The sequence below is a fragment of the Kitasatospora sp. NPDC023385 genome (genome assembly GCF_055664045.1).
Window position 1 is genome coordinate 66,430 of record NZ_JBVOOL010000012.1, and the last position, 25,894, is coordinate 92,323.

At 74.1% G+C, this 25,894-nt stretch carries 24 protein-coding genes and 1 riboswitch; of the genes, 14 read left to right on the forward strand and 10 right to left on the reverse strand.

From position 1 onward, the window contains the following. Positions 1–92: 92 nt before the first annotated feature. Positions 93–1,139: a C40 family peptidase gene (locus AC0B61_RS19985; protein ID WP_471742029.1), complete on the forward strand. Its 1,047-nt coding sequence runs from the start codon at positions 93–95 to the stop codon at positions 1,137–1,139. 176 nt (positions 1,140–1,315) lie between these two features. Next, positions 1,316–2,344 carry a hypothetical protein gene (locus AC0B61_RS19990; protein WP_471742030.1) on the forward strand — a complete coding sequence of 343 codons (1,029 nt, stop codon included), beginning with the start codon at positions 1,316–1,318 and terminating at the stop codon, positions 2,342–2,344. 8 nt (positions 2,345–2,352) lie between these two features. Here the strand turns inward: AC0B61_RS19990 and AC0B61_RS19995 are convergent, their stop codons facing one another. Continuing rightward, positions 2,353–3,723 (reverse strand): glycosyltransferase 87 family protein, encoded by a 1,371-nt coding sequence (locus tag AC0B61_RS19995; protein ID WP_471742031.1) that lies wholly within the window; start codon positions 3,721–3,723, stop codon positions 2,353–2,355. 216 nt (positions 3,724–3,939) lie between these two features. Here AC0B61_RS19995 and AC0B61_RS20000 point away from each other — a divergent pair, with 216 nt between their 5' ends. Next, positions 3,940–5,076, forward strand: a complete 1,137-nt coding sequence (locus AC0B61_RS20000) for a glycosyltransferase family 4 protein (protein WP_471742032.1) — start codon at positions 3,940–3,942, stop codon at positions 5,074–5,076. A gap of 65 nt (positions 5,077–5,141) precedes the next feature. Here the strand turns inward: AC0B61_RS20000 and AC0B61_RS20005 are convergent, their stop codons facing one another. Then, complete coding sequence (locus AC0B61_RS20005; protein ID WP_471742033.1) at positions 5,142–6,935, reverse strand: AMP-dependent synthetase/ligase; 1,794 nt, start codon at positions 6,933–6,935, stop codon at positions 5,142–5,144. A 335-nt stretch (positions 6,936–7,270) separates the two neighbouring features. Between AC0B61_RS20005 and AC0B61_RS20010 the strand changes: the two genes are divergently transcribed. From AC0B61_RS20010 to AC0B61_RS20030, 5 genes are all read left to right on the forward strand, one after another. Continuing rightward, positions 7,271–7,705, forward strand: coding sequence for an SRPBCC family protein (locus tag AC0B61_RS20010; protein WP_471742034.1), 435 nt, complete (start codon positions 7,271–7,273; stop codon positions 7,703–7,705). Positions 7,706–7,729: 24 nt separating this feature from the next. Then, positions 7,730–8,902, forward strand: a complete 1,173-nt coding sequence (locus tag AC0B61_RS20015; RefSeq protein WP_471742035.1) for an ArsA family ATPase — start codon at positions 7,730–7,732, stop codon at positions 8,900–8,902. A gap of 93 nt (positions 8,903–8,995) precedes the next feature. Further along, positions 8,996–9,469 carry a DUF5304 family protein gene (locus AC0B61_RS20020; protein WP_471742036.1) on the forward strand — a complete coding sequence of 158 codons (474 nt, stop codon included), beginning with the start codon at positions 8,996–8,998 and terminating at the stop codon, positions 9,467–9,469. A gap of 192 nt (positions 9,470–9,661) precedes the next feature. After that, complete coding sequence (locus AC0B61_RS20025) at positions 9,662–10,606, forward strand: ROK family glucokinase (RefSeq protein WP_471742037.1); 945 nt, start codon at positions 9,662–9,664, stop codon at positions 10,604–10,606. A gap of 164 nt (positions 10,607–10,770) precedes the next feature. Beyond that, positions 10,771–11,556 (forward strand): endonuclease/exonuclease/phosphatase family protein, encoded by a 786-nt coding sequence (locus AC0B61_RS20030; RefSeq protein ID WP_471742038.1) that lies wholly within the window; start codon positions 10,771–10,773, stop codon positions 11,554–11,556. 9 nt (positions 11,557–11,565) lie between these two features. Here AC0B61_RS20030 and AC0B61_RS20035 read toward each other — a convergent pair whose 3' ends face one another. Then, on the reverse strand, positions 11,566–12,357 hold the full coding sequence (locus AC0B61_RS20035; protein ID WP_471742039.1) for a hypothetical protein: 792 nt from the start codon (positions 12,355–12,357) through the stop codon (positions 11,566–11,568). Then, the gene (locus AC0B61_RS20040; protein WP_471742040.1) at positions 12,350–13,144 is read right to left on the reverse strand and encodes an alpha/beta hydrolase; all 795 of its coding nucleotides are present in this window, start codon (positions 13,142–13,144) and stop codon (positions 12,350–12,352) included. The genes AC0B61_RS20035 and AC0B61_RS20040 overlap by 8 nt, the downstream gene beginning before the upstream one ends. 175 nt (positions 13,145–13,319) lie before the next feature. Between AC0B61_RS20040 and AC0B61_RS20045 the strand changes: the two genes are divergently transcribed. Genes AC0B61_RS20045 through AC0B61_RS20055 form a run of 3 tightly spaced genes read left to right on the forward strand, consistent with a single transcriptional unit; the run spans position 13,320 to position 16,107 of the window. Continuing rightward, the gene (locus AC0B61_RS20045; RefSeq protein WP_471742041.1) at positions 13,320–14,171 is read left to right on the forward strand and encodes a lysophospholipid acyltransferase family protein; all 852 of its coding nucleotides are present in this window, start codon (positions 13,320–13,322) and stop codon (positions 14,169–14,171) included. A 29-nt stretch (positions 14,172–14,200) separates the two neighbouring features. Then, positions 14,201–15,415: a MacS family sensor histidine kinase gene (gene macS, locus AC0B61_RS20050; RefSeq protein ID WP_471742042.1), complete on the forward strand. Its 1,215-nt coding sequence runs from the start codon at positions 14,201–14,203 to the stop codon at positions 15,413–15,415. After that, positions 15,412–16,107, forward strand: a complete 696-nt coding sequence (locus AC0B61_RS20055) for a response regulator (protein WP_471742043.1) — start codon at positions 15,412–15,414, stop codon at positions 16,105–16,107. The genes macS and AC0B61_RS20055 overlap by 4 nt, the downstream gene beginning before the upstream one ends. A 113-nt stretch (positions 16,108–16,220) precedes the next feature. Here the strand turns inward: AC0B61_RS20055 and AC0B61_RS20060 are convergent, their stop codons facing one another. Continuing rightward, complete coding sequence (locus tag AC0B61_RS20060) at positions 16,221–18,182, reverse strand: anthranilate synthase family protein (protein WP_471742044.1); 1,962 nt, start codon at positions 18,180–18,182, stop codon at positions 16,221–16,223. A 303-nt stretch (positions 18,183–18,485) separates the two neighbouring features. Here AC0B61_RS20060 and AC0B61_RS20065 point away from each other — a divergent pair, with 303 nt between their 5' ends. Then, complete coding sequence (locus tag AC0B61_RS20065) at positions 18,486–19,835, forward strand: class II 3-deoxy-7-phosphoheptulonate synthase (RefSeq protein WP_471742045.1); 1,350 nt, start codon at positions 18,486–18,488, stop codon at positions 19,833–19,835. 174 nt (positions 19,836–20,009) lie between these two features. Continuing rightward, a complete protein-coding gene (locus tag AC0B61_RS20070; protein ID WP_471742046.1) occupies positions 20,010–20,309 on the forward strand; it encodes a (2Fe-2S)-binding protein in 300 nt (99 codons plus the stop codon). A 4-nt stretch (positions 20,310–20,313) separates the two neighbouring features. On the opposite strand, the gene bfr is transcribed toward AC0B61_RS20070, so the two are convergent. After that, a complete protein-coding gene (gene bfr / locus AC0B61_RS20075; RefSeq protein ID WP_471742047.1) occupies positions 20,314–20,793 on the reverse strand; it encodes a bacterioferritin in 480 nt (159 codons plus the stop codon). 228 nt (positions 20,794–21,021) lie between these two features. Between bfr and AC0B61_RS20080 the strand changes: the two genes are divergently transcribed. Beyond that, positions 21,022–21,651 (forward strand): sulfite oxidase-like oxidoreductase, encoded by a 630-nt coding sequence (locus tag AC0B61_RS20080; RefSeq protein ID WP_471742048.1) that lies wholly within the window; start codon positions 21,022–21,024, stop codon positions 21,649–21,651. Positions 21,652–21,683: 32 nt separating this feature from the next. Here the strand turns inward: AC0B61_RS20080 and pknB are convergent, their stop codons facing one another. From pknB to thiO, 4 genes are all read right to left on the reverse strand, one after another. Further along, positions 21,684–23,462, reverse strand: coding sequence for a Stk1 family PASTA domain-containing Ser/Thr kinase (gene pknB, locus AC0B61_RS20085; protein WP_471742187.1), 1,779 nt, complete (start codon positions 23,460–23,462; stop codon positions 21,684–21,686). Positions 23,463–23,563: 101 nt separating this feature from the next. Continuing rightward, entirely contained in the window at positions 23,564–24,361 is a 798-nt protein-coding gene (locus AC0B61_RS20090) for a thiazole synthase (protein WP_471742049.1), read from the reverse strand. 1 nt (position 24,362) lies between these two features. Further along, positions 24,363–24,572: a sulfur carrier protein ThiS gene (gene thiS / locus AC0B61_RS20095; RefSeq protein ID WP_471742050.1), complete on the reverse strand. Its 210-nt coding sequence runs from the start codon at positions 24,570–24,572 to the stop codon at positions 24,363–24,365. Further along, entirely contained in the window at positions 24,569–25,765 is a 1,197-nt protein-coding gene (gene thiO / locus AC0B61_RS20100) for a glycine oxidase ThiO (RefSeq protein WP_471742051.1), read from the reverse strand. The genes thiS and thiO overlap by 4 nt, the downstream gene beginning before the upstream one ends. Beyond that, positions 25,760–25,872: riboswitch (TPP riboswitch) on the reverse strand. Its footprint overlaps the gene before it by 6 nt. Between the last annotated feature and the right edge of the window lie 22 nt (positions 25,873–25,894).

A 25,894-nucleotide genomic window follows, 5' to 3' on the forward strand; every position in this document is an offset into this window, starting at 1 on the left:
CTCGCTAACGTCTGCCACCGGACTCCCGCTCGACGGCCGCATGCCATGGTGCGGCGGCGGGGCCGCGCCGCAGGATTGGAGCCGTTGCCGCCATGCCCGTGCACCGCCGCCCCCAACTGCTCGCCCGCGCGCTGGTACTGACGGCGGCCGCCACCACCGCGCTGGGCGTGGCGACCGGCGGCAGCGCCCAGGCCGCCCCGGGCAGCCCCGAACCGGCCGACCGCAAGGACGTCCAGGCGCAGGTGGGGCAGCTCTACGACGAGGCCGAGCAGGCGTCGGAGAAGTACAACGCGGCGCAGGAGGCCCAGCTCAGGCTCCAGGGCGAGACCACGATCCTGCAGGGCGAGATCGCCGTCGCCCAGGACCAGCTCAACCAGCTGCGCGGCGACCTGGCGACCGTGGCCGGGGCCGAGTACCGCAGCGGCGGGATGACCCAGACCGCCCAACTGATGCTCTCGTCCGACCCGGAGGGCTACCTCGCCCGCGCCCGCGCCCTGGGCCAGGCCTCGGAGCGGCAGCGGGAGGCGCTGCACGAACTGGTGAGCCGCCAGCGCCGGCTCGACCAGCGCCGCACCGAGGCGGCCGGCAAGCTCGCCGAACTCGACCAGGCCCGCCGCTCGCTCGCCGACAGCAAGCAGCAGGTCCAGCAGCGGCTGGCCCGGGCGCAGAAGCTGCTCAACGGCCTGGGCGCCGCCGAGCGGACCAGGATGGCCGTCCAGGACGCCCGGGACGCCGAGCAGCGCGCCACCCGGGGCACCGACCGGCTGGACCTCGGCTCCACCCCGCCCGCCTCCGAGCGGGGGGCGGCCGCGCTGGCCGCCGCGGTGCGGATGATCGGCTCGCCGTACGTCTACGGTGCCACCGGGCCCCGCGCGTTCGACTGCTCCGGTCTGATGTACTACAGCTGGCGGCAGGCCGGAGTGACCCTGCCGCGGACCTCGCAGGCCCAGGCGTACGCCGGGCAGCGGATCAACCTGTCCGACGCGCGACCGGGAGACCTGGTGATCTTCTACCGGGACATGCACCACGTCGGCATGTACGCCGGCGGCGGCGTCATCGTGCACGCCCCCTACCCGGGCGCCAGGGTCCGCTACGAGAGCGTCAACGCCATGCCGGTCGCCGGGGTGGTCCGGCTCTGAGCGCGCCGACCGCCGGCCCCGCCGACCGCCGGCCGACCCGCATACCCCGCCGCGCGCTGTCCCGACGCGGCGCGCTGCTGCTCGCGGCCGGCGGGCTGGCCCAGCTCTCGCTGCCGCCCGCCGCTCCGGCGGCCCCCGCCCGCCCGGCGGCCGACCTGCACGCCGAGGTGGGCGCGGTGCTCACGGAGCGGGCTCGCTCGCTGCCGGAGCGCACCGGGCTGCCGATCGCCGAGGCGGCGTACCGCAACCTGGTGCTCGCCGCGGGCCGCACGCCGGACCGGGCGAGCGCCGCCGCCGACCTGGCGGTGCGGATCGCCGGGTACGACGACCAGCCGGTGGTGTATCCGCGCCGGATCGGGCTGGTCCGGGCCGGTGACCGCTGGCGGGTCGAGCGGGAGGAGGCCACTAGCGGGCCGCCGGCGCTGTGGGACCTCGGCGCCACCCGCTCCGCCCCCGGCGCGCAATGCCTGGTGCTCGGTCTGGCCGACGGACCCGACCCGGCCGGGCTGGTCGCGGTGGGGGACCGGGCGGTGCCCGCCGTCGGCGCGGTCTGGGGCGATGCCTGGCCCGGCCGGCTGCTGCTCGAACTGGCCGCCACCGAGGCCCAGTTCGCCCGGCTGCTGGAGGGCGACCCGGCGGACTGGGCGGACATGGCGGCGGTCACCGTGGCCGCCCCCGGGGCGCCCGTGCACACCCCGGCGGACCGGGTACTGGTCAACCCCGAGGCGTTCGGGCGGCTCAGCGACTTCGGCCGGCAGGTGGTCGTCACCCACGAGGCCACCCACGTCGCCACCAGGGCCGACACCCGGTCCTGGACCCCGCTGTGGCTCTCCGAAGGCGTCGCCGACTGGACCGCCTACCGCGGCTCCGGCCGGACGCCGCGGCAGATCGCCCCCGAGCTGGCCCGGGACGTCTCCGCCGGAAAGCTGCCTGCCGAACTGCCCGCCGACCGGGACTTCGCCGCCGGCGCCGCCGGCATCGCCCAGGCCTACGAGCAGTCCTGGCTGGCCTGCGAGTTGATCGCCAGCCGCTACGGTCCGCAGCGGCTGGTCGCCTTCTACCGGGCCGTCGGCGCGGGCGACGGGCAGGGCGAGGACCGGGACCACCGGACGGACCGGCTGCTGCGCGGCGAACTGGGCATCGGCCTGGCCGAGTTCACCCGGCTCTGGCTGGACGCGGTGGCCGCGCTGAAGGACCGGGGCTGAGACGCCCGTCAGCGCCGCTGCTCGGCGGGGGCGCCCGGGTGGTCGATGCCGTCCAGCAGGTCCTGCTCGTACGCGATGCCCGGGCGCACCGGGTAGCCGGAGGGGGGCAGCGCGGCGGGCTCGCGGTCCAGGACCACGGTCGCCGGCAGCGGCGCCTCGCCGCGGGTGGAGCGCCACAGCCGGACGCAGGACAGCACGGTGGCCGCCACCAGCAGCCCGTTGCGCAGGGCCAGCACGGTGACGGCGCCGGGCTCGCTGGCCAGGACCTGGGTGAACATCGTGGGGAACTCGACCAGCGTCAGCGGGCAGGCGAGCAGGATCAGCAGCGCCACCGGCCGCTGGCTGGTGCCGCGCACGGTCAGGCAGACCGCCGCGACGCCGACCAGCCAGACCAGGTACTGCGGGCTGATCACCCGGCTCGTCACCACGAAGACCAGCAACGCGCACAGCGCCGCGTCGTACATGGTGGCCGCGTTGCGGCGCCTGGAGGTGAAGCGCCACAGCAGCAGCCACAGGAAGCCCAGCACCGTGCCGGCCATCATCACCTTGCTGATCACACTGACCCACGGCCCGAGCATCTCGGGGGAGCCGTAGTTCATGGTGACCTTGCCGTCCCAGCCCCCGGCGAGCCGGGCGAAGTGCAGTGGCAGCGCGCCGACCGACTCCACCTCGATGCCGCGGTCCTTCTGGAAGGCCAGGAAGTCGAAGGCGCCGTTCATGCCCGCCGCGAGCAGGAAGCCGATCGAGACGGCGGTGGCCGCGGCCAGCGTCCAGGAACGGCGGGTGCGGCGGCCGGAGGGGGTGCCGATCAGCCCGAGCAGCGGCCACACCTTGACGATGCCGCCCAGACCCAGCAGAAGCCCGCCGACCGCCGGGCGGCGGACCAGGGCCAGCAGGCCGGCCAGGGTGACCGCGGTGACGATCACGTCGAAGCGGTTGTAGATCATCGGGCCGAGCAGCGGGACGCCCGCCACCCACATCCAGGCGCCGGTCAGCGCCCGCCCCCGGCGCAGGCCGGTGCGGACCAGCAGCGTGACCGCGGCGGCGTCGGCGATCCCGCAGACCACCCAGAACGAGACCAGGTACGACCAGGGCAGCAGCCCCGGCAGGAGGATCACCAGCGCGGCGCCCGGCGGGTACTGCCAGGTCACGTCGTCGAACGGGAAGGTGCCGGTCTGCAGCACGCCGTACCAGGCGTGGTAGATCATCCACACGTCGGCCGTGACGTCGCCGCCGGGGGACTTCAGCACCCCGGTCATCAGCAGCACCAGCAGGGTACGGGTGGCCACCCAGGTCGCGCCGAGCGCGGCGAGCGCCCCGAGCGGGCGGCCGAGGCGGCCGCGCGAAGAGCCGGACTCGGTGGCCGGGGCCAATTCCACTGCGCTCCCTCGTTCGTCTCGGACGTCCCCATCGAGGCGTCGTACCGACGGACGCCCGGGCCGCGTCCAAGGACGGCGGCCTAGGTACTAGGACTGACCCGGAGGTCGAACGGTTGCCGTGCGCGGTTCCGTTCCCGGCGGGTCGGGGTGTTGACCTATCGTACGGATCACCCAGCGGTACACCGCGCACCCCCCGACCGAGCGAGCCGTGGCCTGATGCACAGAACCTTGATCGTCACCAATGACTTCCCGCCCCGCCCGGGAGGCATCCAGGCCTTCGTGCACAACATGGCCGTCCGTCAGCCCGCCGGAAGCGTCGTGGTGTACGCCTCCACCTGGCGGGACGGCAGCGAGGTGCGGCGCTTCGACGCCGAACAGCCGTTCCCGGTGATCCGGGACCGGACGAAGGTGATGGTTCCCACACCCCGGGTCACCCGGCGGGCGGCCGAGATCGTGCGCGCCGAGCGGTGCGACTCGGTCTGGTTCGGCGCCGCGGCCCCGCTCGGCCTGATGGCACCCGCGCTGCGCCGGGCCGGGGCCGGGCGGCTGCTCGGCATGACCCACGGGCACGAGGCCGCCTGGGCCCAACTGCCGGTCTCCCGGCAGCTGCTGCGCCGGATCGGCGCGGGCACCGACGTGCTGACCTACCTGGGCGAGTACACCCGCTCGCGGATCGCCGCCGCGGTCGGGCCGCAGGCCGCGGCCCGGATGGTGCAGCTGCCGCCGGGCGTGGACGAGACGGCCTTCCACCCGGGCTCCGGGGGCGCCGAGGTCCGCCGCCGGCTCGGGCTGGCGGACCGGCCGGTGGTGGTCTGCGTCTCCCGGCTGGTGCCGCGCAAGGGCCAGGACACCCTGATCGAGGCGATGCCGCAGATCCTGGCCGACGTGCCGGACGCGGTGCTGCTGATCGTCGGCGGCGGCCCGTACCGGGCGGACCTGGAGAAGCTGGCGGATGCCAAGGGCGTACGGGCCTCGGTGCGGTTCACCGGCTCGGTGCCGTGGGAGGAGCTGCCCGCCCACTACGGCGCCGGGGACGTCTTCGCGATGCCGTGCCGGACCAGGCGCGGGGGGCTGGACGTCGAGGGCCTGGGCATCGTCTACCTGGAGGCGTCGGCGACCGGCCTGCCGGTGGTCGCGGGGGACTCCGGCGGCGCGCCGGACGCGGTGCTGGAGGGCGAGACCGGGTACGTGGTGCCCGGCGCCTCGGCCCCGGCGGCGGCCGAGCGGATCGTCCGGCTGCTGCGCGACGAGGAACTGCGGCGGCGGATGGGCGAGGCCGGACGGCGCTGGGTGGAGCGCTCCTGGCGCTGGGACCTGCTGGCCGGGCGGCTCACCTCGCTGCTGGCGGGCTGAGGCGCCGGGGCCCCGCCTCCTCCCGGGGGCGGGGCCCTGTGCGGTGCGGGCGTGCTGCCGCGCGCCTACTTCTGGTAGATCGCCTCGATCTCGGCGGCGAAGTCCTTCAGCACGATGTTGCGCTTGAGCTTGAGCGAGGGCGTCAGGTGGCCGCTCTCCTCGGAGAACTCGGTGTCCAGCAGGCGGAACTTCTTGACCGCCTCGGCGTGCGAGACGGCCGCGTTGCCGTCGTCGACCGCGGACTGCAGGGCGGCCAGCAGGTCCGGGTCCTGGGCGAGTTCGGCGACGGTGGCGCCGGCGGGCTTGCCGTTGAGCTCCTTCCACTTCGGGAAGAAGTCCGGGTCGACGGTGACCAGGCAGGCGATGAACGGCTTGCGGTCGCCGACCACCATGACCTCGCCGACCAGGGCGTGGGCCCGGATCCGGTCCTCGATCACGGCCGGGGCGACGTTCTTGCCGCCCGCGGTGACGATGATCTCCTTCTTGCGGCCGGTGATGGTCAGGTAGCCCTCGGAGTCCAGCGAGCCGAGGTCGCCGGTGGCCATCCAGCCGTCCTTGAGCGTCTCGGCGGTGGCCTGCGGGTTGTTCCAGTAGCCGGTGAAGACGTGCGGGCCCTTGAAGTAGACCTCGCCGTCCTCGGCGATCCGGACGGAGGCGCCGGGCACCGGCTGGCCGACCGTACCGATCTTCGGCTTGTCCCACGGGTTGAAGGCGGTGGCCGCGCAGGTCTCCGTCAGGCCGTAGCCCTCCAGGACGGTGAAGCCGATGCCCCGGTAGAAGTGGCCGAGGCGCTCGCCGAGCGGGGCGCCGCCGGAGATCGCGTGGGTGGCCCGGCCGCCGAGGGCTGCGCGCAGCTTGCTGTAGACCAGTTTGTCGAACACGGCGTGCTTGAGCCGCAGGACCAGGCCCGCGCCGCCGGCGTCCAGCGCCCGGCTGTAGGCGATCGCGGTCTCGGCGGCCTGGTCGAAGATCTTGCCCTTGCCGTCGGCCTGGGCCTTGGCACGGGCGGTGTTGTAGACCTTCTCGAAGACTCTGGGCACGCCCAGGATCAGGGTCGGCTTGAAGGCGGCCAGCTCGGCGGTGACGTCCTTGATGTCGGAGACGTGGCCGAGGTTGATCGGGGCCATCGCGGGCGCGATCTCGGCGATCCGGCCGAGCACGTGGGCCAGCGGCAGGAACAGCAGGACCGAGCTCTCGCCGGTGCGGAACAGCGGGGCCAGGCGCTCGACGATGTTGCCGCACTCGGCGAGGAAGTTGCCGTGCGTCAGCTGACAGCCCTTCGGGCGGCCGGTGGTGCCCGAGGTGTAGACGATGGTCGCGATCGAGTCGGAGCCGGCGGCCGAGCGGTACTCGGTGACGGTCTCGTCGGAGACCTCGCGGCCGGCCTCCTCCAGCTCGGCGATCGCGCCCCGCTCGATCTGCCAGGTGTGCTTCAGCTCCGGCAGCCGGCCCCGGACCTCCTCGACCACCGTGCGGTGCTGGTCGGTCTCGGTGAGCACGGCGACCGCGCCGGAGTCGCCGAGGATCCACTCCACCTGCTCGGGGGAGGAGGTCTCGTACACCGGCACGGTGACGGCGCCGGCCGTCCAGATCGCGAAGTCCAGCAGGGTCCACTCGTAGCGGGTGCGGGACATGATGCCCACGCGGTCGCCGGGGCGGATGCCGGTGGCGATCAGGCCCTTCGCGGCGGCCCGCACCTCGACCAGGAACCGGGCGGCGGTCAACTCCTGCCACTGGCCGTCCACCTTGCGGCTGAGCACCACGACGTCCGGATGCCGCTCGGCGTTCTGGTGCACGAGGTCGGAGAGGTTACCGCCGCTCGGTACCTGGTAGAGGGCCGGAAGGCTGAAGTCGAGCAAGACTGCTCCTCGTTCGCGACGCTGCGGGACGGCAGGACGTTACTGCCCGGTAGGCAGCTTCGACCAGAGGGGTCGGCCCCGGTGTTCGAAGTGTCACACCCGGCCGGGTCCGACCAGGCCGTGACCGGGTCGTTCGAATCGCACCCTACGGTAGCGTCACGGTGACCGGCCGGTGGCATGCCCGCCGCCCGGCGCCCGCCCCGCCGCGGCCGCCCGTCCGACGCGGGCCGCGCCGTCGGGCGGAACGCCGGTCGCGATAGCCTGCTCCGGGCGGACCGGGCCGAGTGCGCCCCGGCCGGACCGGCAGGCAGAGGGACGACGCGGAGGGCCATTCCATGGCGGAGCACACCAGGTCGAGCATCACCATCGACGCGACCCCGGCCACGGTCATGGCCGTGATCGCCGACTTCGCCGCCTACCCGGCCTGGACCGGCGAGGTCAAGGAGATCGAGGTCCTGGAGACCGGCGAGGACGGCCGCGCCGCCCAGGTCCGGCTGCTGCTGGACGCCGGCGCGATCCGTGACGAGCACGTCCTCGCCTACACCTGGGACGGCGACCGCGAGGTCGGCTGGACCCTCGTGCGCAGCCAGATGCTCCGCTCGCTGGACGGCTCGTACACCCTCGCCCCGCTGGCCGGCGGCCGCACCGAGGTGACCTACCAGCTCGCCGTGGACGTCAAGATCCCGATGCTCGGCATGATCAAGCGCAAGGCCGAGAAGGTCATCATCGACCGCGCCCTGGCCGGGCTCAAGAAGCGCGTCGAGGGCTGACGCGGCGGAACGGGAGCCGACGGCATGACGGCGACACGCACCATCCTGGTCAGCGGCGACGCGGGCGCTCCCGCGGTGGCCGCCGCCACCGCCCTGCACGCCGCCCGGCGCGGCCACCGCACCTGGCTGCTGGCGGCCGACGACCCGCACCGCGCACTGGACTCCGCCCTCGGCACCCGGCTGGAACCCGAACCGCTCGGCTACGCACCCGGCCTGACCGTCTCCCGGATCGACGAGCAGGCCGCCTTCCGCTACGCCGTCGGCGCGCTCACCGGCCGGCTCAAGCCCGCCCTCGACCTGCTCGGCGCCGAACAGCTCGACCCCGAGGAGCTCACCGCCCTCCCCGGCATCGCCCGGCTCGCCCTGCTGCGCGCCCTGCCCGCCGCCGACCACGACGTCCTCGTCGTGCTCGCCCCGCCGCCCGCCGAGCTGATCGCCACCCTCGCCCTGCCCGAGCAGCTGGCGCGCTACCTGGACCGGCTCGTCCCCGAGCAGCGGCAGGCCGCCCGGGCGCTGCGCCCGCTGCTGGCCGGACTGGCCGGCGTGCCGATGCCCGCCGACTGGCTGTACGAGGGCCGCACCAAGGCCGCCGCGGCGCTCGCCGAGTCCCGCGCCGCGGTCACCGACCCCGGCACCAGCGTCCGCCTGGTCGTCCCCGCCGACGGCCACCCGTACGACGAACTGCGCCGGATCAGGGCCGGGCTCGCGCTGTACGGGCACCGCCCGGACGCCGTGGTCGTGCACGGCGCGCTGCCCGAGGCCGCCGCCGCCTCGCCCGACCCGTGGCTGGCCGCGCTGGCCCGCCGCCGGGCGGAGGAGCTGGCCGGACTCGCCGCCGGGACCGACGCCCCAGTCCTGGCCACCGGGCCGGCCGACGCCACCCTGGAGGCCGTCGCCGACCGGCTGTACGGCGACGGCCCCGGGCCCGAGCCGCTCGCCCCCGTGCCGTGGACGGTCGAGGACCGGCTCGCCGAGGACGGCCTGCTGGTCTGGCACCTCGACCTGCCCGGCGCCGACCGGACCGAGCTGGACCTGGTCCGCCGGGGCGACGACCTGGTGGTCGGCATCGGCGCCCACCGCCGGGTGCTCACCCTGCCCTCCGCGCTGCGCCGCTGCACGGTGGCGGGTGCGGGGCTGCTCGACGGGGCGCTCTCGGTGCGGTTCGCGCCTGATCCCTCGCTCTGGCCCCAGGGCTGACGGCGCTCCCGGCCTTTCCGGGCTGTCCGGCCGGTCGGGTAGCGTCGGGCCGGAGGGCCGCGGGGTGCGGCCACAGCTGAGGAGGCGCCCGCGATGACCAGCACCGACGACCGCACCGATCCCGTCGGCGGACGAGCCGAGGCGGGTGGCGGCCGCGACGAGACCGGTGGCGGCCCCGAGGAGGCGGCCAGCGGCCGGACCGAGGCGGGCGGCGGGTCCACCGCCGGTCAGCCCGGCGGGCAGGCTCATCCGTTCGGGCCGGAGTTGGGCCCGCTGGTGGACGAGGTGCGCCGGTTCGCCACCGCGTTCGGCGAGAAGGCCCAGGAGACCGGCGCCACCACCCTGATCACCCTCTCGGAGCTGGCCGACCGCCTGCGCACCCAGCAGCCGGAGGTCTACACCCACCTCGCCGCCGCCGGATCCGGGCTCGCGGCCGCGGGCTCCGAGCTGCTGGCCGCCTACCGCGCCGCCGTGGCCGGGCACGAGCACCGCTGGACCGCCGGGCAGGGCGCGGCCGCGGAGAAGATCGACCTCGACGGGCCTGACGAACCGTCCGCCAAGCAGTGAAACCGTGACTTTCGGAGCGTGACCGCGTTGCTCTGATGCGTCACGACGGGGGAGATTCGATACGACTTTTGAAGCATCGCGGCCCGGTTGTCCCAGAATTGTCTTCGGATAATGTATGCGAGGCTGTGTACGGGGGCAGGGTTGGGCGGTACCGTTCCGTCCAGCGGGAACGAGTGAATAGCTGAGGGACACATGGCTCTGACCATCGGCGTCGATGTCGGCGGGACCAAGATCGCGGCAGGCGTGGTCGACGAGGCGGGCACGATCCTGGCCCGGACCAGGGTGCCCACCCCGGCCGATCCGCAGTGGGCGGTCGACGCCATCGCGCAGGCCGTGCGCGAGCTCAAGGAGCAGCACCCCGGCGTCACCGCGGTCGGCGTCGGCGCCCCGGGCTTCGTCGACAGCAACCGCTCCACGGTGATCTTCGCGCCCAACATCGACTGGGAGAACGAGCCGTTGCGCGGCCGGGTCGAGGAACTCACCGGCCTGTCCGCCGTGGTCGAGAACGACGCCAACTGCGCCGCCTGGGCCGAGTTCCGCTTCGGCGCGGCCGCCGAACACGACGACATGGTGCTGATCACCGTCGGCACCGGCATCGGCGGCGGCATCGTCCTGGACGGCCGGCTGCACCGCGGCCGCTTCGGCGTGGCCGGCGAGATCGGCCACCTCAACATGGTCCCGGACGGACTGACCTGCGGCTGCGGCGGCAAGGGCTGCTGGGAGCAGTACGGCTCCGGGCGCGCGCTGCGCCGCTACGGCCGGGAGAAGGCCGCCGCCGACCCGCAGCGCGGCCACCGGATGCTGGAGCTCAACGACGGCCTCGCCGACACCATCCGCGGCATCCACATCACCCAGGCCGCCGAGGAGGGCGACCCGCTCGCCCTGGAGTGCTACGCCGAACTGGCCGACTGGCTCGGCCGCGGCATGGCCGACCTCGCCGCGCTGTTCGACCCGGGCGTCTTCGTGCTCGGCGGCGGCGTCTCCGACTCCGGCCGCCTGCTGCTCGACCCGGTCGCCAAGGCCTTCGAGCACTACCTGACCGGCGGGGTGCACCGCCCGCGCGCCGAGGTCGTGCTGGCCTCGATGGGCTCCGCCGCCGGCATCGTCGGCGCCGCGGACCTGGCCCGTACCGAGTAGTCCCGCACCACCCCTTCCAGCCCGCCGGCGGCGGTGCGACCGGGCCCCGACCGATCCCGGACGCGCCGCCGCCGTCGCACGTCCCGGCACCGCCGCGTACGGTCGGACCCAGCGCCGACGCCGCCGGCGCCGACGCCGCCGGCGCCGACGCCCAGGGGAGGACCATGACCGCCGCGAACCCTGCCGCGACCGCTGTCACCGCTGCGGCCGCCGCGGCCGTCGAACCGCCGCCGCCCAGCCCGCGCCGGCTGCGCCTGCTCAGCTACAACATCCGCTCGCTGCGCGACGACCGGCGGGCGCTGGTCCGGGTGATCCGGGCCTGCGCCGCCGACCTGGTCTGCGTCCAGGAGTCGCCGCGCTACTGGCGGCCCGAGGGCCAGGCCGCATGGCTGGCCCGGAGCACCGGCACGGTCGTCCTGGCCGGCGGCGGCCGTACCGCGGCCGGCCCGCTGCTCCTCGGCCGGCCCGGCGCGGTGGAGGTCGCGGGCGTGTACGACCGGCTGCTGCCCAAGACCCGCGGCCTGCACGCCCGGGGCCTCGCCACCGCGCTGCTGCGGCTGCCCGGCGCGGCGCCGTTCACCGTCACCAGCTGCCACCTCAGCCTGGATCCGGAGGAGCGCCACGGGCAGTTCGAGCTGCTGCTCGACCAGCTCGGGATCGCCGAACACGGCGTGGTGGCAGGGGACTTCAACGAGCACCCGGACGGTCCGGGCTGGCGGCTGCTGGCCTCCCGGCTGCAGGACGGGTACCCGACCGCGCCCTGGGGCGGCGAGTTCACCTCCGTACCGGAGCGCCCCTACCAGCGGATCGACGCCGTCTTCGCCACGCCCGGGATCACCGTCCTCGGCTGCGGGGTGCCGCACGGGCTGTCCGGCGTCACCGAGCCCGACCTGCGGGCCGCGACCGACCACCTGCCGGTGCTCGCGGTGCTGGAGATCCCGGAGGCCTGACGACGGGCCTCAGACCACCGCGCCGTGGTCCGGGTCCTCGGGCTCGTCCTCGTCGCGGTCCCGCATCCGGGCCACCAGGGTGACGAAGCCGCCGAGGAAGGCGGTGATCCCGATCCAGGCGGGCCAGCCGGAGATCTCCCGCCAGACCACCGCGTCGATCAGCAGCAGCGCGGGGCCGCCGAGCACGGCGAGCCAGGCGAACTTGGCGGTCACGTCGGCCTCGGGCAGCGGCGGCGGCTCCGGCGGGACGAAGTGGCCCTCGTCCGTCTCCTCCAGCTCGAAGTCGCGCGGGCCCGGGCCGGCGGCCGGCAGCACCGGCCGGCCGGAGCGGGGGCGGGGCTGCGGGGCGAGGTCGGTGAGGTCGTCCCGGTCGGGGGCGTCGCCGCGACCGGCGGGGCCCTCCTTGTAGCCGCCCTTGAGTCCGTTCTGGGCGCGGAGGTTCTCGACCTCCGGCCAGCGGGGGTTGTTGAGGTCGACCGGGTCGTCGAACTGGGCGACCAGGGCGGCGAAGATCTCGTCCTGCTCGGCTTGGCTGCGCTCGGGGGCGCGGCGCGGCCGGGGCTCGGCGGGGGCCGGCGCTCCGGCGGCGTCCGCGGCGGTGTCCGGCGCGGGCGGGGGCGTCACGGCGCCGCCAGCGCCGGTGCGGTCCGTCGGCGCACCGCCCGGGGCGGTGTCCGGCGCCCCGCCGTCGTTCGCCCCGCCGTCCTTGGCCGTACCGTCCTTCGCCGTGCCGTCCTCGCGGGGAGCCTCGTCCCCGCCGCCCGCCGTGCTGCTCTCGTGCACTTCCGGCCCTTCAGCCATGGTGATCGTCGGATTCGACCCGGATGACGCCCGCCGTGTGCGCGGGAGCCAGCCGTCGGATGAAGTCCAGACTGGCCGCGAATATTTCCGCCGCGTCGTGGTCCAGCGTCGCGACGTGGAAGCTGCGTTGGCACAGCCGCTCCGTCACGTCGGTCGAGGATATCCGGGCCAGCACCAGTTCCGAGTTGGCCGGCGAGACGACGTGGTCCTGCGGGCTGTGGAAGAGCAGCACCGGCTGGGTCACCTCCGGCAGGCGGTGCCGGACCTCCCGCCACAGCCGGCTCAGCGACCAGGCGGCGTGCAGCGGCGTCCGGTCGTAGCCGAGCTCGGCGGCGCCCGCCTTGGCGATGTCGTTCGCGATGCCGGGCGTGCTCGGGACGAGGTGGCGCAGCACCGGAAGCAGCACACTCGCGGGGGTGTCCGAACGCACCGACGGGTTGACCAGGACCAGCCCGGACACCGTCGGGCCGTGCAGCGCGGCGAGCCGCAGCGCCAGCGCGCCGCCCATCGACAGCGCGCAGACGAACACCTGCTCGCACTCGTCGGCGAGCGTCAGCAGCTCGCGCTCGACCTCGGCGTACCAGTCCTCCCAGCGGGTGAGCTGCATGTCCTGCCAGCGGGTGCCGTGCCCCGGCAGCAGCGGCAGCGAGACGGTGTGCCCGGCCGCGGCCAGTTCGTCGGCCCACGGCCGCAGCGACTGCGGCGACCCGGTGAAGCCGTGGCAGAGCAGCACTCCCACCGGTCCGCCGCGGTGGCGGTACGGTTCGGCACCTGGCAGCAACGGCATGGCGGACTCCTTCGCGGGCGGGTGGCGCTGGGGGAGGGACGCTGGACGGGAAGCTGCAGGAAGCCGCATCGTCCCACGCCCCGCGCCGGGACGTACACCCCCTTCGGCGGGGCCGGGCACAGCCGACGCCCACGGGGCATTAGGATCGACCGGTCCGCATAACAGGAGGCCCCGGTTGTTCTACCGACTGATGAAGATGATCGTCGCGCCACTGCTTCGGATCTTCTTCCGGCCGTGGATCGAAGGTGAGGAGAACATCCCCGCCGAGGGTGCGGCGATCATCGCCAGCAACCACCTGTCCTTCTCGGACTCCTTCTTCTTCCCCGCGCTGATCAAGCGCCGGGTCACCTTCATCGCGAAGGCCGAGTACTTCAACACCCCTGGCCTCAAGGGCCGGTTGACCGCCGCCTTCTTCAAGGGCGTCGGCCAGCTGCCGGTGGACCGCTCGGGCGTGCGCGGCGCCGGCGAGGCCGCGATCCGCAGCGCCATCGCGGTGCTGGACCGCGGCGAGCTGTTCGGCGTCTACCCCGAGGGCACCCGTTCGCCCGACGGCAAGCTGTACCGCGGCAAGGTCGGCGGCCTGGCCCGCGTCGCACTGGCGACCGGCGCCCCGGTGATCCCGGTCGCGATGATCGACACCGAGAAGGTGCAGCCGCCCGGCCAGGTCGTCCCCAACTTCGGCACCCGGCCCGGCATCCGGATCGGCCGCCCGCTGGACTTCTCCCGCTACCACGGCATGGAGAACGACCGCTTCATCCTCCGTTCGGTGACGGACGAGGTGATGTACGAGATCATGCGGCTCTCCGGCCAGGAGTACGTGGACATCTACGCGACCGCCGCCAAGCGGCAGATCGCCGACGACAAGAAGAAGGCCGACGCCGAGCGCCGCGCGGCGGCCAAGGCCGAGAAGGCCGCTGAGGCTGAGAAGGCCGCTGAGGCTGAGAAGGCCGCCGAGGCTGAGAAGGCCGCCGAGGCTGAGAAGGCGGAGAAGGCGGCCGAGGCCGACAAGGAGACCGGCTCGGCCTGACGGCCCGGCCGGGCCCGGGGGAGGGACGGATGACGGACGGCGGCAGAGCCGGCGGGGTGGGCGGCACGGTGGCGGCCGGCGGCATGTCCGTCGAACTCCCGCTGTGGAAGGCCGTCTCCTACTTCCGGGTGCTGGCCCTGTGCTACGCCCTGCTGCGGTACTTCAACTCGTACCTGCACTTCCTCCACCCCGTGGCCGGCTGGATCTTCCTCGGCGCGCTCACCCTCTGGACCCTCGCCACCACCCGGGCCTTCGCCAACCCGCAGCGCTGCACCTGGTACGTCCTGGGCGTCGACCTCGTCCTCGCCGTCACCGGCATCGTGCTGAGCGGCCTGACCGACGCCCCGGCCCGGATCAGCCACGGCGCGCCCACCTTGCCGACCATCTGGGCCGCCGGCACGGTGCTCGGCTGCGCCGCGAAGGGCGGCTGGCGCCCGGCGGCGGCCTCCGGCTCGGTGATCGGCGCCGCCAACATCCTCGGCCACGGCGGACCGACCGGCGACAACATCCACAACATCGTGCTGCTGATGGTGGCCGGGTGCGCGATCGGCTACGTCATCGAGCTGGCCCGGGCCAGCGAGGCCACGCTCACCCGGGCGCTCCAGGTCGAGGCGGCCACCCGGGAACGCGAGCGGCTCTCCCGGGACATCCACGACGGCGTGCTGCAGGTGCTCGCGCTGGTCCAGCGGCGCGGCGCGGAGCAGGGCGAGGGCACGGGCGGCGCCGGCGGTGCTGCGGGCTTCGCCGAGCTGGGACGGCTGGCCGGCGAACAGGAGCGCGCACTGCGGGCGTTGATGACCGGCGGCCCGATCCCGGGCCAGCGCCCGTCGCGGGCCGAGGCCGCCGAGCCGGGCGACCTCACCGCGCTGCTGCGCCCGTACGCCGACGAGCGGATCACGCTCTCCGCCCCCGGCACGCCGGTGCTGCTGCCCCGCCCGGCCGTGGGCGAGCTGGCCGCGGCGGTCGGCGCCGCCGTCGACAACGTCCGCCGGCACGCCGGGGAGGGGGCCCGGGCCTGGATCCTGGTCGAGGACGAGCCGGAGGCCGTCACGGTGAGCATCCGCGACGACGGCCCCGGCTTCGCCGCGGGCCGGCTCGGCGAGGCGGAGCGGGCCGGCCGGCTCGGCGTCTCCCAGTCCATCCGCGGCCGGCTGCTGGACCTCGGTGGCACGGCCGAGCTGTACTCGGCGCCCGGTGAAGGCGTCGAGGTCGAACTGCGCGTCCCGAGGAAGGCCACTCAATGACCGATCAGCTGATGACCGATCAGCCGACCACCGACCGGCCGGTGCGGGTGATGGTGGTGGACGACCACCCGATGTGGCGGGACGCCGTCTCGCGCGACCTCGCCGAGGCTGGACTGGACGTGGTGGCCACGGCGGGCGACGGCGAGGAGGCCGTCCGCCGCGCCCGGGCCTGCTCGCCCCAGGTCGTCGTGCTGGACCTCAACCTGCCCGGCCTGCCCGGCGCCGAGGTGTGCCGCCAGGTGGTGGCGCACGACCCGGCGGTGCGGGTGCTGGTGCTGTCGGCCAGCGGGGAGCACCAGGACGTGCTGGAGGCGGTGAAGTCCGGTGCGACCGGGTACCTGGTGAAGTCGGCGGGCCGGGAGGAGCTGCTGGACGCCGTGCGGCGCACGGCCGTCGGTGACGCCGTGTTCACCCCGGGCCTGGCCGGCCTGGTGCTCGGCGAGTTCCGCCGGCTGGCGGCCGAGCCGGCCGCCGCTTCGGCGCCCGCCGCCCCGCAGCTGACCGCCCGGGAGACCGAGGTGCTGCGGCTGGTGGCCAAGGGCCTGTCGTACCGCCAGATCGCCGACCGGCTGGTGCTGTCGCACCGGACGGTGCAGAACCACGTGCAGAACACGCTGGGCAAGCTGCAGTTGCACAACCGGGTGGAGCTGGTCCGGTACGCCATCGAGCAGGGTCTGGACGACGGGGCCTGACGGGCCTGACGGGTCCGAGGGTCCGACGGGGCCTGACGGGGCCTGAACCGGTCCGACTGCCTGCCCGGCACGGCGTCCCGGGCGGATTCGCCGCCCGGGACGCCGCCGACTCCTCAGCGCCGCACGGCCGCCGCCTCGCGCAGCAGTCCCGCCACGATGTCCACGCCCTCGCGGCTGAGCACCGACTCGGGGTGGAACTGGAGGCCGGCGAAGCCGGGCCCGCGCAGGGCGTGGACGTCGCCGGTCGCGGCGTCCCGGGCGACCTCGACGCCTTCGGCGGCGAGCCTGGCGGCGTCGGCCGCCGAGCAGCGCGCGGTGAAGGCGTTGTAGAAGCCGACCGTCCGCTTGGTGCCGAACAGGTCGATGCCCTCCTGCGCCCCCTGGTACGGGACGGCCTTGCGGCCGAGCGCCAACCCGAGCTCGGCGCAGAGCAATTGGTGGCTGAGGCAGACCGCGAGCAGCGGCGCCGTCCGGGCACCGGAGCGGACGGCGGCCAGGGCGTCCGCGACGATCGGCCGCAGGAGGGCCATCTTGGGGTCGTCGGCCTGCGCCGGATCGCCCGGGCCGGGGCCGAGCACCAGCGTGCCGCGGTGCGCCGCGACCCGTGCGCGCAGCCCCGGTTCGTCGTAGCGGACCACCGTCACCCGGTGGCCGAGCGAGCCGAGCAGGTGGGAGAGCATCGAGGTGAAGGTGTCCTCGCCGTCCACGACCAGGGCCGGTTCGGCCTCGGTGACCTCGACCGGCGCCTGCATCCGCAGCCAGAACGGCGCGAGGCCGGCCCGGCGGGCGTCGAGGGCGGCCTGGACCCGGTGGTCGTCGGCGAGTCGGGGGCCGGTGGGGTGGGGCAGCCGGGCGGGGGCGGGCCGGGCGCCGATCGCGGTGAGCACGCCGGCGGCCTTGGCGTGGGTCTCGGCGACCTCGGACTCCGGGACGGAGTGGCGCACCAGCGTGGCGCCGACCCGGACGACGAGCCGTCCGGTGGCCGGGTCGATGTCGGCGGTGCGGATGCAGATCGGCGAGTCCAGCAGCTGGCCGCCGCTGGCGGAGCGGCCGATCAGGGCGAGCGCGCCGGAGTAGTAGCCGCGCCCGGTCGGCTCGTAGCGCCGGATGACCCGGGTGGCGTTCTCGACCGGGCTGCCGGTGACGGTGGCGGCGAACATCGTCTCGCGGAGCACGTCGCGCACGTCCAGCGAGGTGCGCCCGCGCAGTTCGTACTCGGTGTGGGCCAGGTGGGCCATCTCCTTGAGGCGGGGGCCGAGCACCTGGCCGCCGAGGTCGCCGACCGTGCACATCATCTTGAGCTCCTCGTCCACGACCATGGTCAGCTCCTCCAACTCCTTGGGGTCGTGGAGGAACTGGAGCAGCGAGTCGAGGTCGGCGCCGGCCGCCGGGTAGCGGTAGGTGCCGGAGATCGGGTTCATCACGACGGTGCCGCCGCTCTGGCGGACGTGCACCTCGGGGGAGGCGCCGACCAGGACGCGGTCGCCGGTGTGCACCAGGAAGGTCCAGTACGCGCCGCGCTCCTGCTCCAGCAGCCGCCGGAAGAGCGTCAGCGCGAGCGCGGGCGAACAGTGTCCGTCCCCGGCTCCGCCGGGGCCTTCCAGCGTGGCGTGGAAGTCGCGCCGGATCACGAAGTTGGCGCCCTCGCCGTTGCCGATCTCCTCCTCGATCACCCGGCGGACGATCGAGGCGTACGCGTCGTCGTCCACGTCGAACGCGCCACCGGCGAGCGAGACCGGCAACTGCGGGAGGGCGGAGGTGAATTCGGCCAAAGGGAGGGCGTGCTGTTCGGTCACCGACAGGGCTTGCAGCGGGGTGCCGTCGTCGTGCGCCTCGAAGCCGCGCTCGCGGATCTGCCGGTACGGGACGAGCGCGAGCAGGTCGTGCACCGGGGTGCCGCCGGCCGGGACGCCGTCGCGCACCGGGAGGTCGGCGAGGCGCTCGTAGCTGTCGACGGTGCCCACCAGCACCTCGACGGTGTCCGGGGCGAGTCGGGGGGTGCGGCGGTGCAGCAGGGCGAAGGCGGGGGCGCCGGGGGCGGTGAGGCGGGCGAGCAGGCCGGTGGCGGTGGTCACGGGTGCGGCTTCCTTCCGGGTGGATGGCGAGGGCGGTGCTGGATCCGCTCCCGGAGAGCCGTCTGCTCAGATGCCGACGGCCGCCCCGAGGGGCGGCCGTCGTGTTCGTCTTAGGAACGCGCGATCGGTGGGCCGCCCTTGAAGGAGGCCCACCACCAGGAGTGGTTGTGGGGCGCGTGCATGGGTTCGAGCGTAGCGGATCGGGCGGGACGGGTGAGGCCGGTCACTACTGTTGTCCGAGATGTGTCTCAGTCCTCGGGCAATGGTCACGGATCGCTCGTGCCACCCCGTAGCCTTGGCCGTGTGACCGCTACGACTGAGACATCGAGGGCTGCCCACTCCTGGCAGTCCCTGCCCGCGGCGCAGCAGCCTGAATGGCCGGACCAAGAGGCTCTGCGCAAGACCCTTGCCGAGCTCGCCTCGTATCCGCCGCTCGTCTTCGCCGGCGAGTGCGACCAGCTGCGCGCCCGGCTCGGGGCCGTGGCGCGCGGGGAGGCGTTCCTCCTCCAGGGTGGTGACTGCGCGGAGGCCTTCGACGGCGTCTCGGCGGAGCACATCCGCAACAAGCTGAAGACCCTGCTGCAGATGGCCGCCGTGCTGACGTACGCGGCCTCGGTGCCGGTGGTGAAGGTCGGCCGCATCGCCGGCCAGTACTCCAAGCCGCGGTCCAAGTCGACCGAGACCCGGGACGGCGTGACGCTGCCGGTCTACCGGGGCGACTCGGTGAACGGCTTCGAGTTCACGCCCGAGTCCCGGATCCCGGACCCGGAGCGCCTGAAGCGGATGTACAACGCGTCCGCCGCGACGCTCAACCTGGTGCGCGCGTTCACCACCGGCGGCTACGCCGACCTGCGCCAGGTGCACGCCTGGAACCAGGACTTCGTGCGCAACTCGCCGGCCGGCCAGCGCTACGAGCAGCTCGCCCGGGAGATCGACAACGCCCTGGCGTTCATGAGCGCCTGCGGCGTGGTGCCGGAGGAGTTCAAGGCGGTCGAGTTCTTCTCCTCACACGAGGCGCTGGTGCTCGACTACGAGACCGCGCTGACCCGCGTGGACTCGCGCACCGGCGAGCTGTACGACGTCTCCGGCCACATGGTGTGGGTCGGCGAGCGCACCCGGCAGCTGGACCACGCGCACATCGAGTTCGCGTCGAAGATCCGCAACCCGATCGGCGTCAAGCTCGGCCCGACCACCTCGGTGGACGAGGCACTGGCCCTGATCGAGAAGCTGGACCCGGAGCGCGAGCCCGGTCGCCTGACCTTCATCACCCGGATGGGCGCGGGCAAGATCCGCGAGCACCTGCCCACCCTGCTGGAGAAGGTCACCGCCTCCGGCGCCAAGCCGGTGTGGATCTGCGACCCGATGCACGGCAACACCTTCGAGGCCTCCAGCGGGCACAAGACCCGCCGCTTCGACGACGTCCTGGACGAGGTCAAGGGCTTCTTCGAGGTGCACCGGGCGCTCGGTACCCACCCGGGCGGCATCCACGTGGAGCTGACCGGCGACGACGTCACCGAGTGCGTCGGCGGCGGCGACGAGGTCATGGTCGACGACCTGCACCAGCGCTACGAGACGGCCTGTGACCCGCGGCTCAACCGCAGCCAGTCGCTGGACCTGGCGTTCCTGGTGGCGGAGATGTACCGGGGGCAGTGAGCCCCGGGCGCTGCCGGCCCTGCGGCGCCGAATGTGACGAAGGCCCCTCCGGATTCGGGATTCCCGAGCCCGGAGGGGCTTTTTCGTACCCGGATCGCCGGGTAAGGTGAGGCTTAGTGAGCTAAGGCAAGCCTTAGTCAAGATCCGCTCCGCTTCACCCTGGGAGAGCCCGCGATGTACGTGTGCATGTGCCATGCGGTCACCGAGGACCAGGTGAAGAAGGCGATCGACGCGGGTGCCGACACCCCGCGCCGGATAGCGAAGGGCTGCAAGGCCGGCACCGACTGCGGCTCCTGCGTACGGCGGATCCAGGCGCTGCTCGGCGAGCACGGCGCCCGGCCCTGCCCGACCGCCCGGCTGGCCGCGAAGCTCGGCCTGGCCGACCCGGAGCCGCAGGCCGCGCCCGCGGCCCCGGTCGCCCCGGCGCCGGTGACGGGGCCGATCGCCCCGGCGCTCCCGCTGCGCGTGGCCTGAGCGCTCAGGACTCCGGCTGCTCGATGAGCTGGGCGAGGTAGAGCGCCTCGCCGAGCTTCTCCAGGAGCTCCAGCTGGGTGTCCAGGTAGTCGATGTGGTGCTCCTCGTCGGCGAGGATGTCCTCGAAGATGTTCGCCGAGGTGACGTCGTTCTTGGCCCGCATCACCACGATCCCGCGCTTGAGCCGGTCGATCGCCTCGACCTCGATCTGGCGGTCGGCCTCGAACATCTCCTTGACCGTCTGGCCGATCCGGACGTGGAAGAGCCGCTGGTAGTTGGGCAGCCCGTCGAGGAACAGGATCCGGTCGGTGAGCGTCTCGGCGTGCTTCATCTCGTCGAAGGACTCGTGCCGGGTGTACTTGGCGAGCTTCGTCCAGCCGAAGTTCTCCTGCATCTTGGCGTGCAGGAAGTACTGGTTGATCGCGGTCAGCTCGGCGGTGAGCTGTTCGTTGAGGAATTCGATGACCTCGGGATCGCCCTGCATGCGGTGCCTCCTGCGCTCGTCCCTGCGATGGGTCCTGCGCTGCGCATCCTGGCACCGTGGCGGGAAGGAATTCCAGTAAGTTCACACTCACTAGGACATGTGTCGGAATATCCGATTTGGGCGGAACTCCGATGGTGGGCGATCGACCGTTGGACCGTACGGGCAGGGCGTGAACCAGCCCCAAGGGGCGCGCGCCGGCGCTCGTCCGCCGTCTGTCACCATGGATCCATGGGTCAGTCCAATCACGAACCACTTCCGCCGTCTGACCCGAGGCTCCCCCCGGGCCAGCGCGTCCAGCGCGGCTGGCCCGCCCTGCACTACGGGCCGGTGCCCCGCTTCAAGCCGCTGACCTGGGACCTCCAGGTGTTCGGCGCCACCGCCTCGGCGGAGAAGCACAGCTGGGACTTCGAGGCCTTCAACGCCCTGCCCCGCACCACCGTCGTCGCGGACCTGCACTGCGTCACCAAGTTCTCCGTCCTCGGCAACGCGTGGACGGGAGTGCCGGCCGCCGCCGTGCTCGACCTGGTGCCCCCGGCGCCCGGCGTCACCCATGTGATGGTCTGGGCCGAGTACGGCTACAGCGCCAACCTGCGGCTGGCCGACTTCGCCGACCCGCACAGCCTGCTCGCCACCCACCGCAACGGCGAGGCGCTCACCGCCGAGCACGGCTTCCCGGTGCGGCTGGTCGTGCCGCGGCTGTACGCCTGGAAGGGCCCCAAATGGGTCCGCGCGGTGGAGTACATGCGGGCCGACCGGCGCGGCTTCTGGGAGGAACGCGGCTACCACAACCTCGCCGACCCCTGGCGCGAGCAGCGCTACTCCTACCAGGAGGAGCCCGGCGACGGGCCGCTGCGCTGAACCGCCCCGACCGAGGCGCCGCGGGGGTGCCGCTAGAAGAGCGAGAACCTGACCGTCACCGTGCTGCGCTGGGGCCGCCGCTCGCCCGCCGCCGGGGACTGGCCGGACGCCTTGACCGCGCCGAACACGTCCCAACCGCTGGTCTGCATCGTGAAGCCCGCCGCCTGCAGCGCCTTCTGCGCCTCGTCCTTGGTCAGCCCGGAGACGTCCGGGACGGGCACCATGCCCTTGCTCACCACCAGCGAGACCGCCGCGTTCTCCTGCAGCGGTTGCCCGGCCGCCGGCGAGCTGCTGACCACCGAGCCCTCCGGCACGCCGTCGTTGTAGGTCTCGGTCACCCCGCCCCTGGTCAGGCCGGCGCCGGCCAGGGCCGCGGCGGCGTCGGCGGCGCTCTTGCCGGTGAGGTCCGGCACGGCGATCCGCTTGGGGCCCTTGGACACCGTGACGGTGATGGTGTCGCTGCGGCGGGTGCGGGCGCCCACCCCCGGGTCGGTGGAGACCACCTGGCCGGACGGGACGGACTCGCTGAAGGCCTCCACGAACCTGCCGTGCAGGCCGTCCTTGTCCAGGATCCGCTGCGCCTCGGCCCGGTCCTTGCCCAGCACCCCGGGCACCGAGCCGTACAGGCCCTCGGAGAGCCCGTAGGTGACACCGCCGATCGCCAGCACCAGGGCGGTCAGCGCGGCGGCCCAGATCAGCGGCCTGCGCGGGAGGCGGCGCAGCGGGCCCTGCCGGCGTTCGCGGGCCGGGGCCGGCTCGTCGTACGGGCGCGGCTCGGTGAGCAGCTGGTCCATCAGCTCCGGCGGCACGTCCAGCACGCTGGTGCGCTCCGGCGGCGGGGCGTCGGCGGGCCGGGGCGGCGGCTGGATCACCGAGGTCGGTTCGCCGGTGGGGTGGCTCGGGCTGGGCCGGGTGGAGGCCGGGGGTTCGGCGTCCAGCTCGTGCGGGGCGAGGGTGCGGCGGACCCGCTGGAGGGCGGCCAGCAGCTCGACCGCGTCGTGCGGGCGGGCGCCGGCCGTCCGGGCGCAGGCTCCGGCCACTATGGCGTCCAGCTCGGGGCCGACGGCGGGGGCGGTCAGGGAGGGCGCGGGGACGTCCTCGTGCAGGTGCTTGTACATGACCTGGACGGGGTTGTCGCCGGTGTGCGGGCGCCGGCCGGTGAGCATCTCGTACAGCAGGATGCCGGCCGCGTAGACGTCCACCCGCTGGTCGGTCGGGGCGTCCGGGAGGATCTGCTCGGGCGCCAGGTAGGAGACGGTGCCCATGACCGTGCCGCCGGTGGCGGTGCTGGTCGAGGTGGGCGCGCCGTCGGCGGAGCCGAGCACCCGGACCAGGCCGAAGTCGGCGACCTTGACCAGGCCGTCCTCGGTGATCAGCACGTTCTCCGGCTTGACGTCGCGGTGGACCAGCCCGGCCCGGTGGGCGGCGCCGAGGGCGGCGAGCACCGGCTCCATCACGTCCAGCGCGGCCCGGACGGAGAGCGCGCCGCGGTCGCGCAGCAGGTCGCGCAGGGTGCGGCCGGGCACGTACTCCATGGCGAGGAAGACGTTTCCGCCGTCCGCGCCCTGGTCGAAGACGTTGACCACGTTGGGGTGGCTGAGCCTGGCGACCGCCTTGGCCTCGCGGATGAAACGGGAGGTGAAGTTCTCGTCGCCGGCCAGCGAGGGGTGCATCACCTTGAGGGCGACCACCCGGTCCAGCCGGGTGTCGGTGCCCTGGTAGACGGTGGACATCCCGCCGGTCGCGATGCGCTGCCCGACCCGGTACCGGTTGTCGAGCAGGGCGCCGATCAGGGGGTCGTGCAGTGCCATGTCCACCCGGCGAGTCTAGTGCCGGGCCGGGCGGCCGGACCCTGAGGACGACGACCCCGGGCCCGGCTGTGCCCGGCTTGTGACACGCCGGCGCCCGGCGTCTAGAAGGCGGGCCGCTCCCGGGTGTCCAGGTCGGCCCGGCCGGCCATCGCGGAGGAGGCCTCAGCGTGGAAGCGGCGCGGGATGCGGCCGGCCCGCCGGGCGAGCCGGCCCGCCTCGGCGGCGTGCCGCATCGCCTCGGCCATCAGCACCGGGTCCTGAGCCCGGGTCACCGCGGAGGCGAGCATCACCGCGGAGCAGCCGAGCTCCATCGCCAGCGCGACGTCCGAGGCGGTGCCGGCGCCCGCGTCCAGGATCACCGGGACGCCCGCGCTCTCCACGATCAGCTGGAAGTTGTGCGGGTTGCGGATGCCGAGGCCGGAGCCGATCGGCGAGCCCAGCGGCATGATCGCGGCGCAGCCGACGTCCTCCAGCTTGCGGGCCAGCACCGGGTCGTCGTTGGTGTACGGCAGCACCGTGAAGCCGTCGTCGACCAGCGTCTCGGCGGCGTCCAGCAACTCGATCGGGTCCGGCAGGAGGGTCCGCTCGTCGGCGATCACCTCCAGCTTCACCCAGTCGGTGCCGAGCGCCTCGCGGGCCAGCCGGGCGGTCAGCACCGCCTCGCCGGCGGTGAAGCAGCCGGCCGTGTTGGGCAGCACCCGGATGCCGTTGCGGGTCAGTACGTCCAGGACGGAGCCCTGCGTGGTGGTGTCGACCCGGCGCATCGCGACGGTGGTCAGCTCGGTGCCGGAGGCGAGCAGGGCGCGCTCCAGGACCTCCAGGCTCGGCGCGCCGCCGGTGCCCATGATCAGCCGGGAGGAGAAGCCCGCCCCGGCGATGGTCAGCAGGTCGTCGGCCATCTCAGCCTCCCTGGACGGCGGTGAGGATCTCGACCCGGTCGCCGGTGTTCAACGGCGTATCGGACCACGAACTGCGCGGCACCACGGCCTCGTTGAGCGCGGCGGCGACGCCGGAGTTGGCCCGGCTCACGGTGGCGACCACCTCGGCGAGGGTGGCCGAGGCGGGCACCGCGCGGGGCTCGCCGTTGACGGTCAGTGCGATCTCGGTCATGCCAGGGCCTTCGTGGTGGAGCGGTCGGGGGAGGGTCGGTCGGGAGAGAACCGGGTGGGGGTGAACGGCTGTGCCAGCTCGGGGAGTTCGCCGCTGGCCAGGTACTCGGAGACCAGGTCGGCGGTCACCGGGGTGAGCAGCACGCCGTTGCGGTAGTGGCCGGTGGCGGCGACCAGGCCCGGCAGTGCCGTCGGGCCGAGCAGCGGGGCGTTGTCGGGCGAGCCGGGGCGCAGGCCGGCCGAGGTCTCCACCAGCGGGAGTTCGGTGATGCCCGGCACCAAATCGTGGGCGTCGCGCAGGAGTTCGTACACCCCGCCGGCGGTGACGGTGGTGTCGTAGCCCTGCTCCTCGGTGGTCGCGCCGATCACCAGCTCGCCGTTCTCCCGGGGCACCAGGTACAGGTGCCGGCCGCGCACCACCGCGCGGACGTTGCGGGAGAGGAACGGCCGGTAGGCGTCGGGGACGCGCAGCCGCAGGATCTGGCCCTTCACCGGGCGGATCGCGGGCAGCACGCCCTCGGGCAGGCCCGGCAGCCGGTGGCTGTGCGGCCCGGCGGCGAGGACGACCCGGTCGGCGGCCAGGCTCGCCCCGGTGCCCAGGCGGGCACCGACCGCCCGGCCGTCCTCGACCAGCAGCTCGACGGCCTCGGCGCGGTGCACGACCACGCCCGCCCGCTCGCCGGCCAGCAGCAGTGCCGTGAGCATCCGGCGGCCGTCCACCTGGTGGTCCTCGGCGACGTGCAGGCCGCCGCGCACCCCGGGGGCGAGCATCGGCTCCAGCCTGCGGGCCTCCCGGCCGGTCAGCCAGGCCGACTCCAGGCCGAGCCGCCGGTGGAAGGCGTGCAGCTCGCGCAGTTCCTCGCGGTCGTCGGAGTCCAGCGCGACGGCGACCGTGCCGCAGCGGCGGTAGCCGGTGTCCTCGCCGCCGCTCGCCTCGGTGAGCTCGGCGGCGAAGTCCGCGTAGCGCTCGTTCGAGGCCATGCCGAGGCGCAGCAGCGGCTCCTCGCCGTACTGCAGCTCGGTGACCGGGGCGAGCATCCCGGCCGCGACCCACCCCGCCCCGCCGCCCGGGGAGGGGTCGACCACGGTGGTCCGCAGCCCGCGCTGAGCCGACCGCCAGGCGACGGCGAGGCCGATGATGCCCCCGCCGATCACCAGGACGTCGGCGTGCGCGTCTGATGGCAAACGTGTCAAAGCCGCTCTTCTCCCTTCGCCGGTATGACCCGGATCAGGTTCGTACGGTCGCGGGCCGTGCCAGCCCGCCTCTCAGCCCGGTTCGCCGGGCTCCCGTGATGGTGTCCCCACCATAACGCCGGGGCCCGG

Excerpts from the sequence above, each read along its gene's own strand:
- AC0B61_RS20010 (WP_471742034.1), top strand. The coding sequence starts at position 7,271 with ATGGCGGAGCACACCAGGTCGAGCATCACCATCGACGCGACCCCGGCC.
- AC0B61_RS20040 (WP_471742040.1), bottom strand. The coding sequence starts at position 13,144 with ATGCCGTTGCTGCCAGGTGCCGAACCGTACCGCCACCGCGGCGGACCG.
- AC0B61_RS20090 (WP_471742049.1), bottom strand. The coding sequence starts at position 24,361 with ATGGCCGACGACCTGCTGACCATCGCCGGGGCGGGCTTCTCCTCCCGG.
- AC0B61_RS20080 (WP_471742048.1), top strand. The coding sequence starts at position 21,022 with ATGGGTCAGTCCAATCACGAACCACTTCCGCCGTCTGACCCGAGGCTC.
- AC0B61_RS20055 (WP_471742043.1), top strand. The coding sequence starts at position 15,412 with ATGACCGATCAGCTGATGACCGATCAGCCGACCACCGACCGGCCGGTG.
- bfr (WP_471742047.1), bottom strand. The coding sequence starts at position 20,793 with ATGCAGGGCGATCCCGAGGTCATCGAATTCCTCAACGAACAGCTCACC.
- AC0B61_RS20015 (WP_471742035.1), top strand. The coding sequence starts at position 7,730 with ATGACGGCGACACGCACCATCCTGGTCAGCGGCGACGCGGGCGCTCCC.
- pknB (WP_471742187.1), bottom strand. The coding sequence starts at position 23,462 with ATGGCACTGCACGACCCCCTGATCGGCGCCCTGCTCGACAACCGGTAC.
- macS (WP_471742042.1), top strand. The coding sequence starts at position 14,201 with ATGACGGACGGCGGCAGAGCCGGCGGGGTGGGCGGCACGGTGGCGGCC.
- AC0B61_RS20030 (WP_471742038.1), top strand. The coding sequence starts at position 10,771 with ATGACCGCCGCGAACCCTGCCGCGACCGCTGTCACCGCTGCGGCCGCC.
- AC0B61_RS20020 (WP_471742036.1), top strand. The coding sequence starts at position 8,996 with ATGACCAGCACCGACGACCGCACCGATCCCGTCGGCGGACGAGCCGAG.
- AC0B61_RS20025 (WP_471742037.1), top strand. The coding sequence starts at position 9,662 with ATGGCTCTGACCATCGGCGTCGATGTCGGCGGGACCAAGATCGCGGCA.
- AC0B61_RS19985 (WP_471742029.1), top strand. The coding sequence starts at position 93 with ATGCCCGTGCACCGCCGCCCCCAACTGCTCGCCCGCGCGCTGGTACTG.
- thiS (WP_471742050.1), bottom strand. The coding sequence starts at position 24,572 with ATGACCGAGATCGCACTGACCGTCAACGGCGAGCCCCGCGCGGTGCCC.
- AC0B61_RS20000 (WP_471742032.1), top strand. The coding sequence starts at position 3,940 with ATGCACAGAACCTTGATCGTCACCAATGACTTCCCGCCCCGCCCGGGA.
- AC0B61_RS20070 (WP_471742046.1), top strand. The coding sequence starts at position 20,010 with ATGTACGTGTGCATGTGCCATGCGGTCACCGAGGACCAGGTGAAGAAG.
- AC0B61_RS20035 (WP_471742039.1), bottom strand. The coding sequence starts at position 12,357 with ATGGCTGAAGGGCCGGAAGTGCACGAGAGCAGCACGGCGGGCGGCGGG.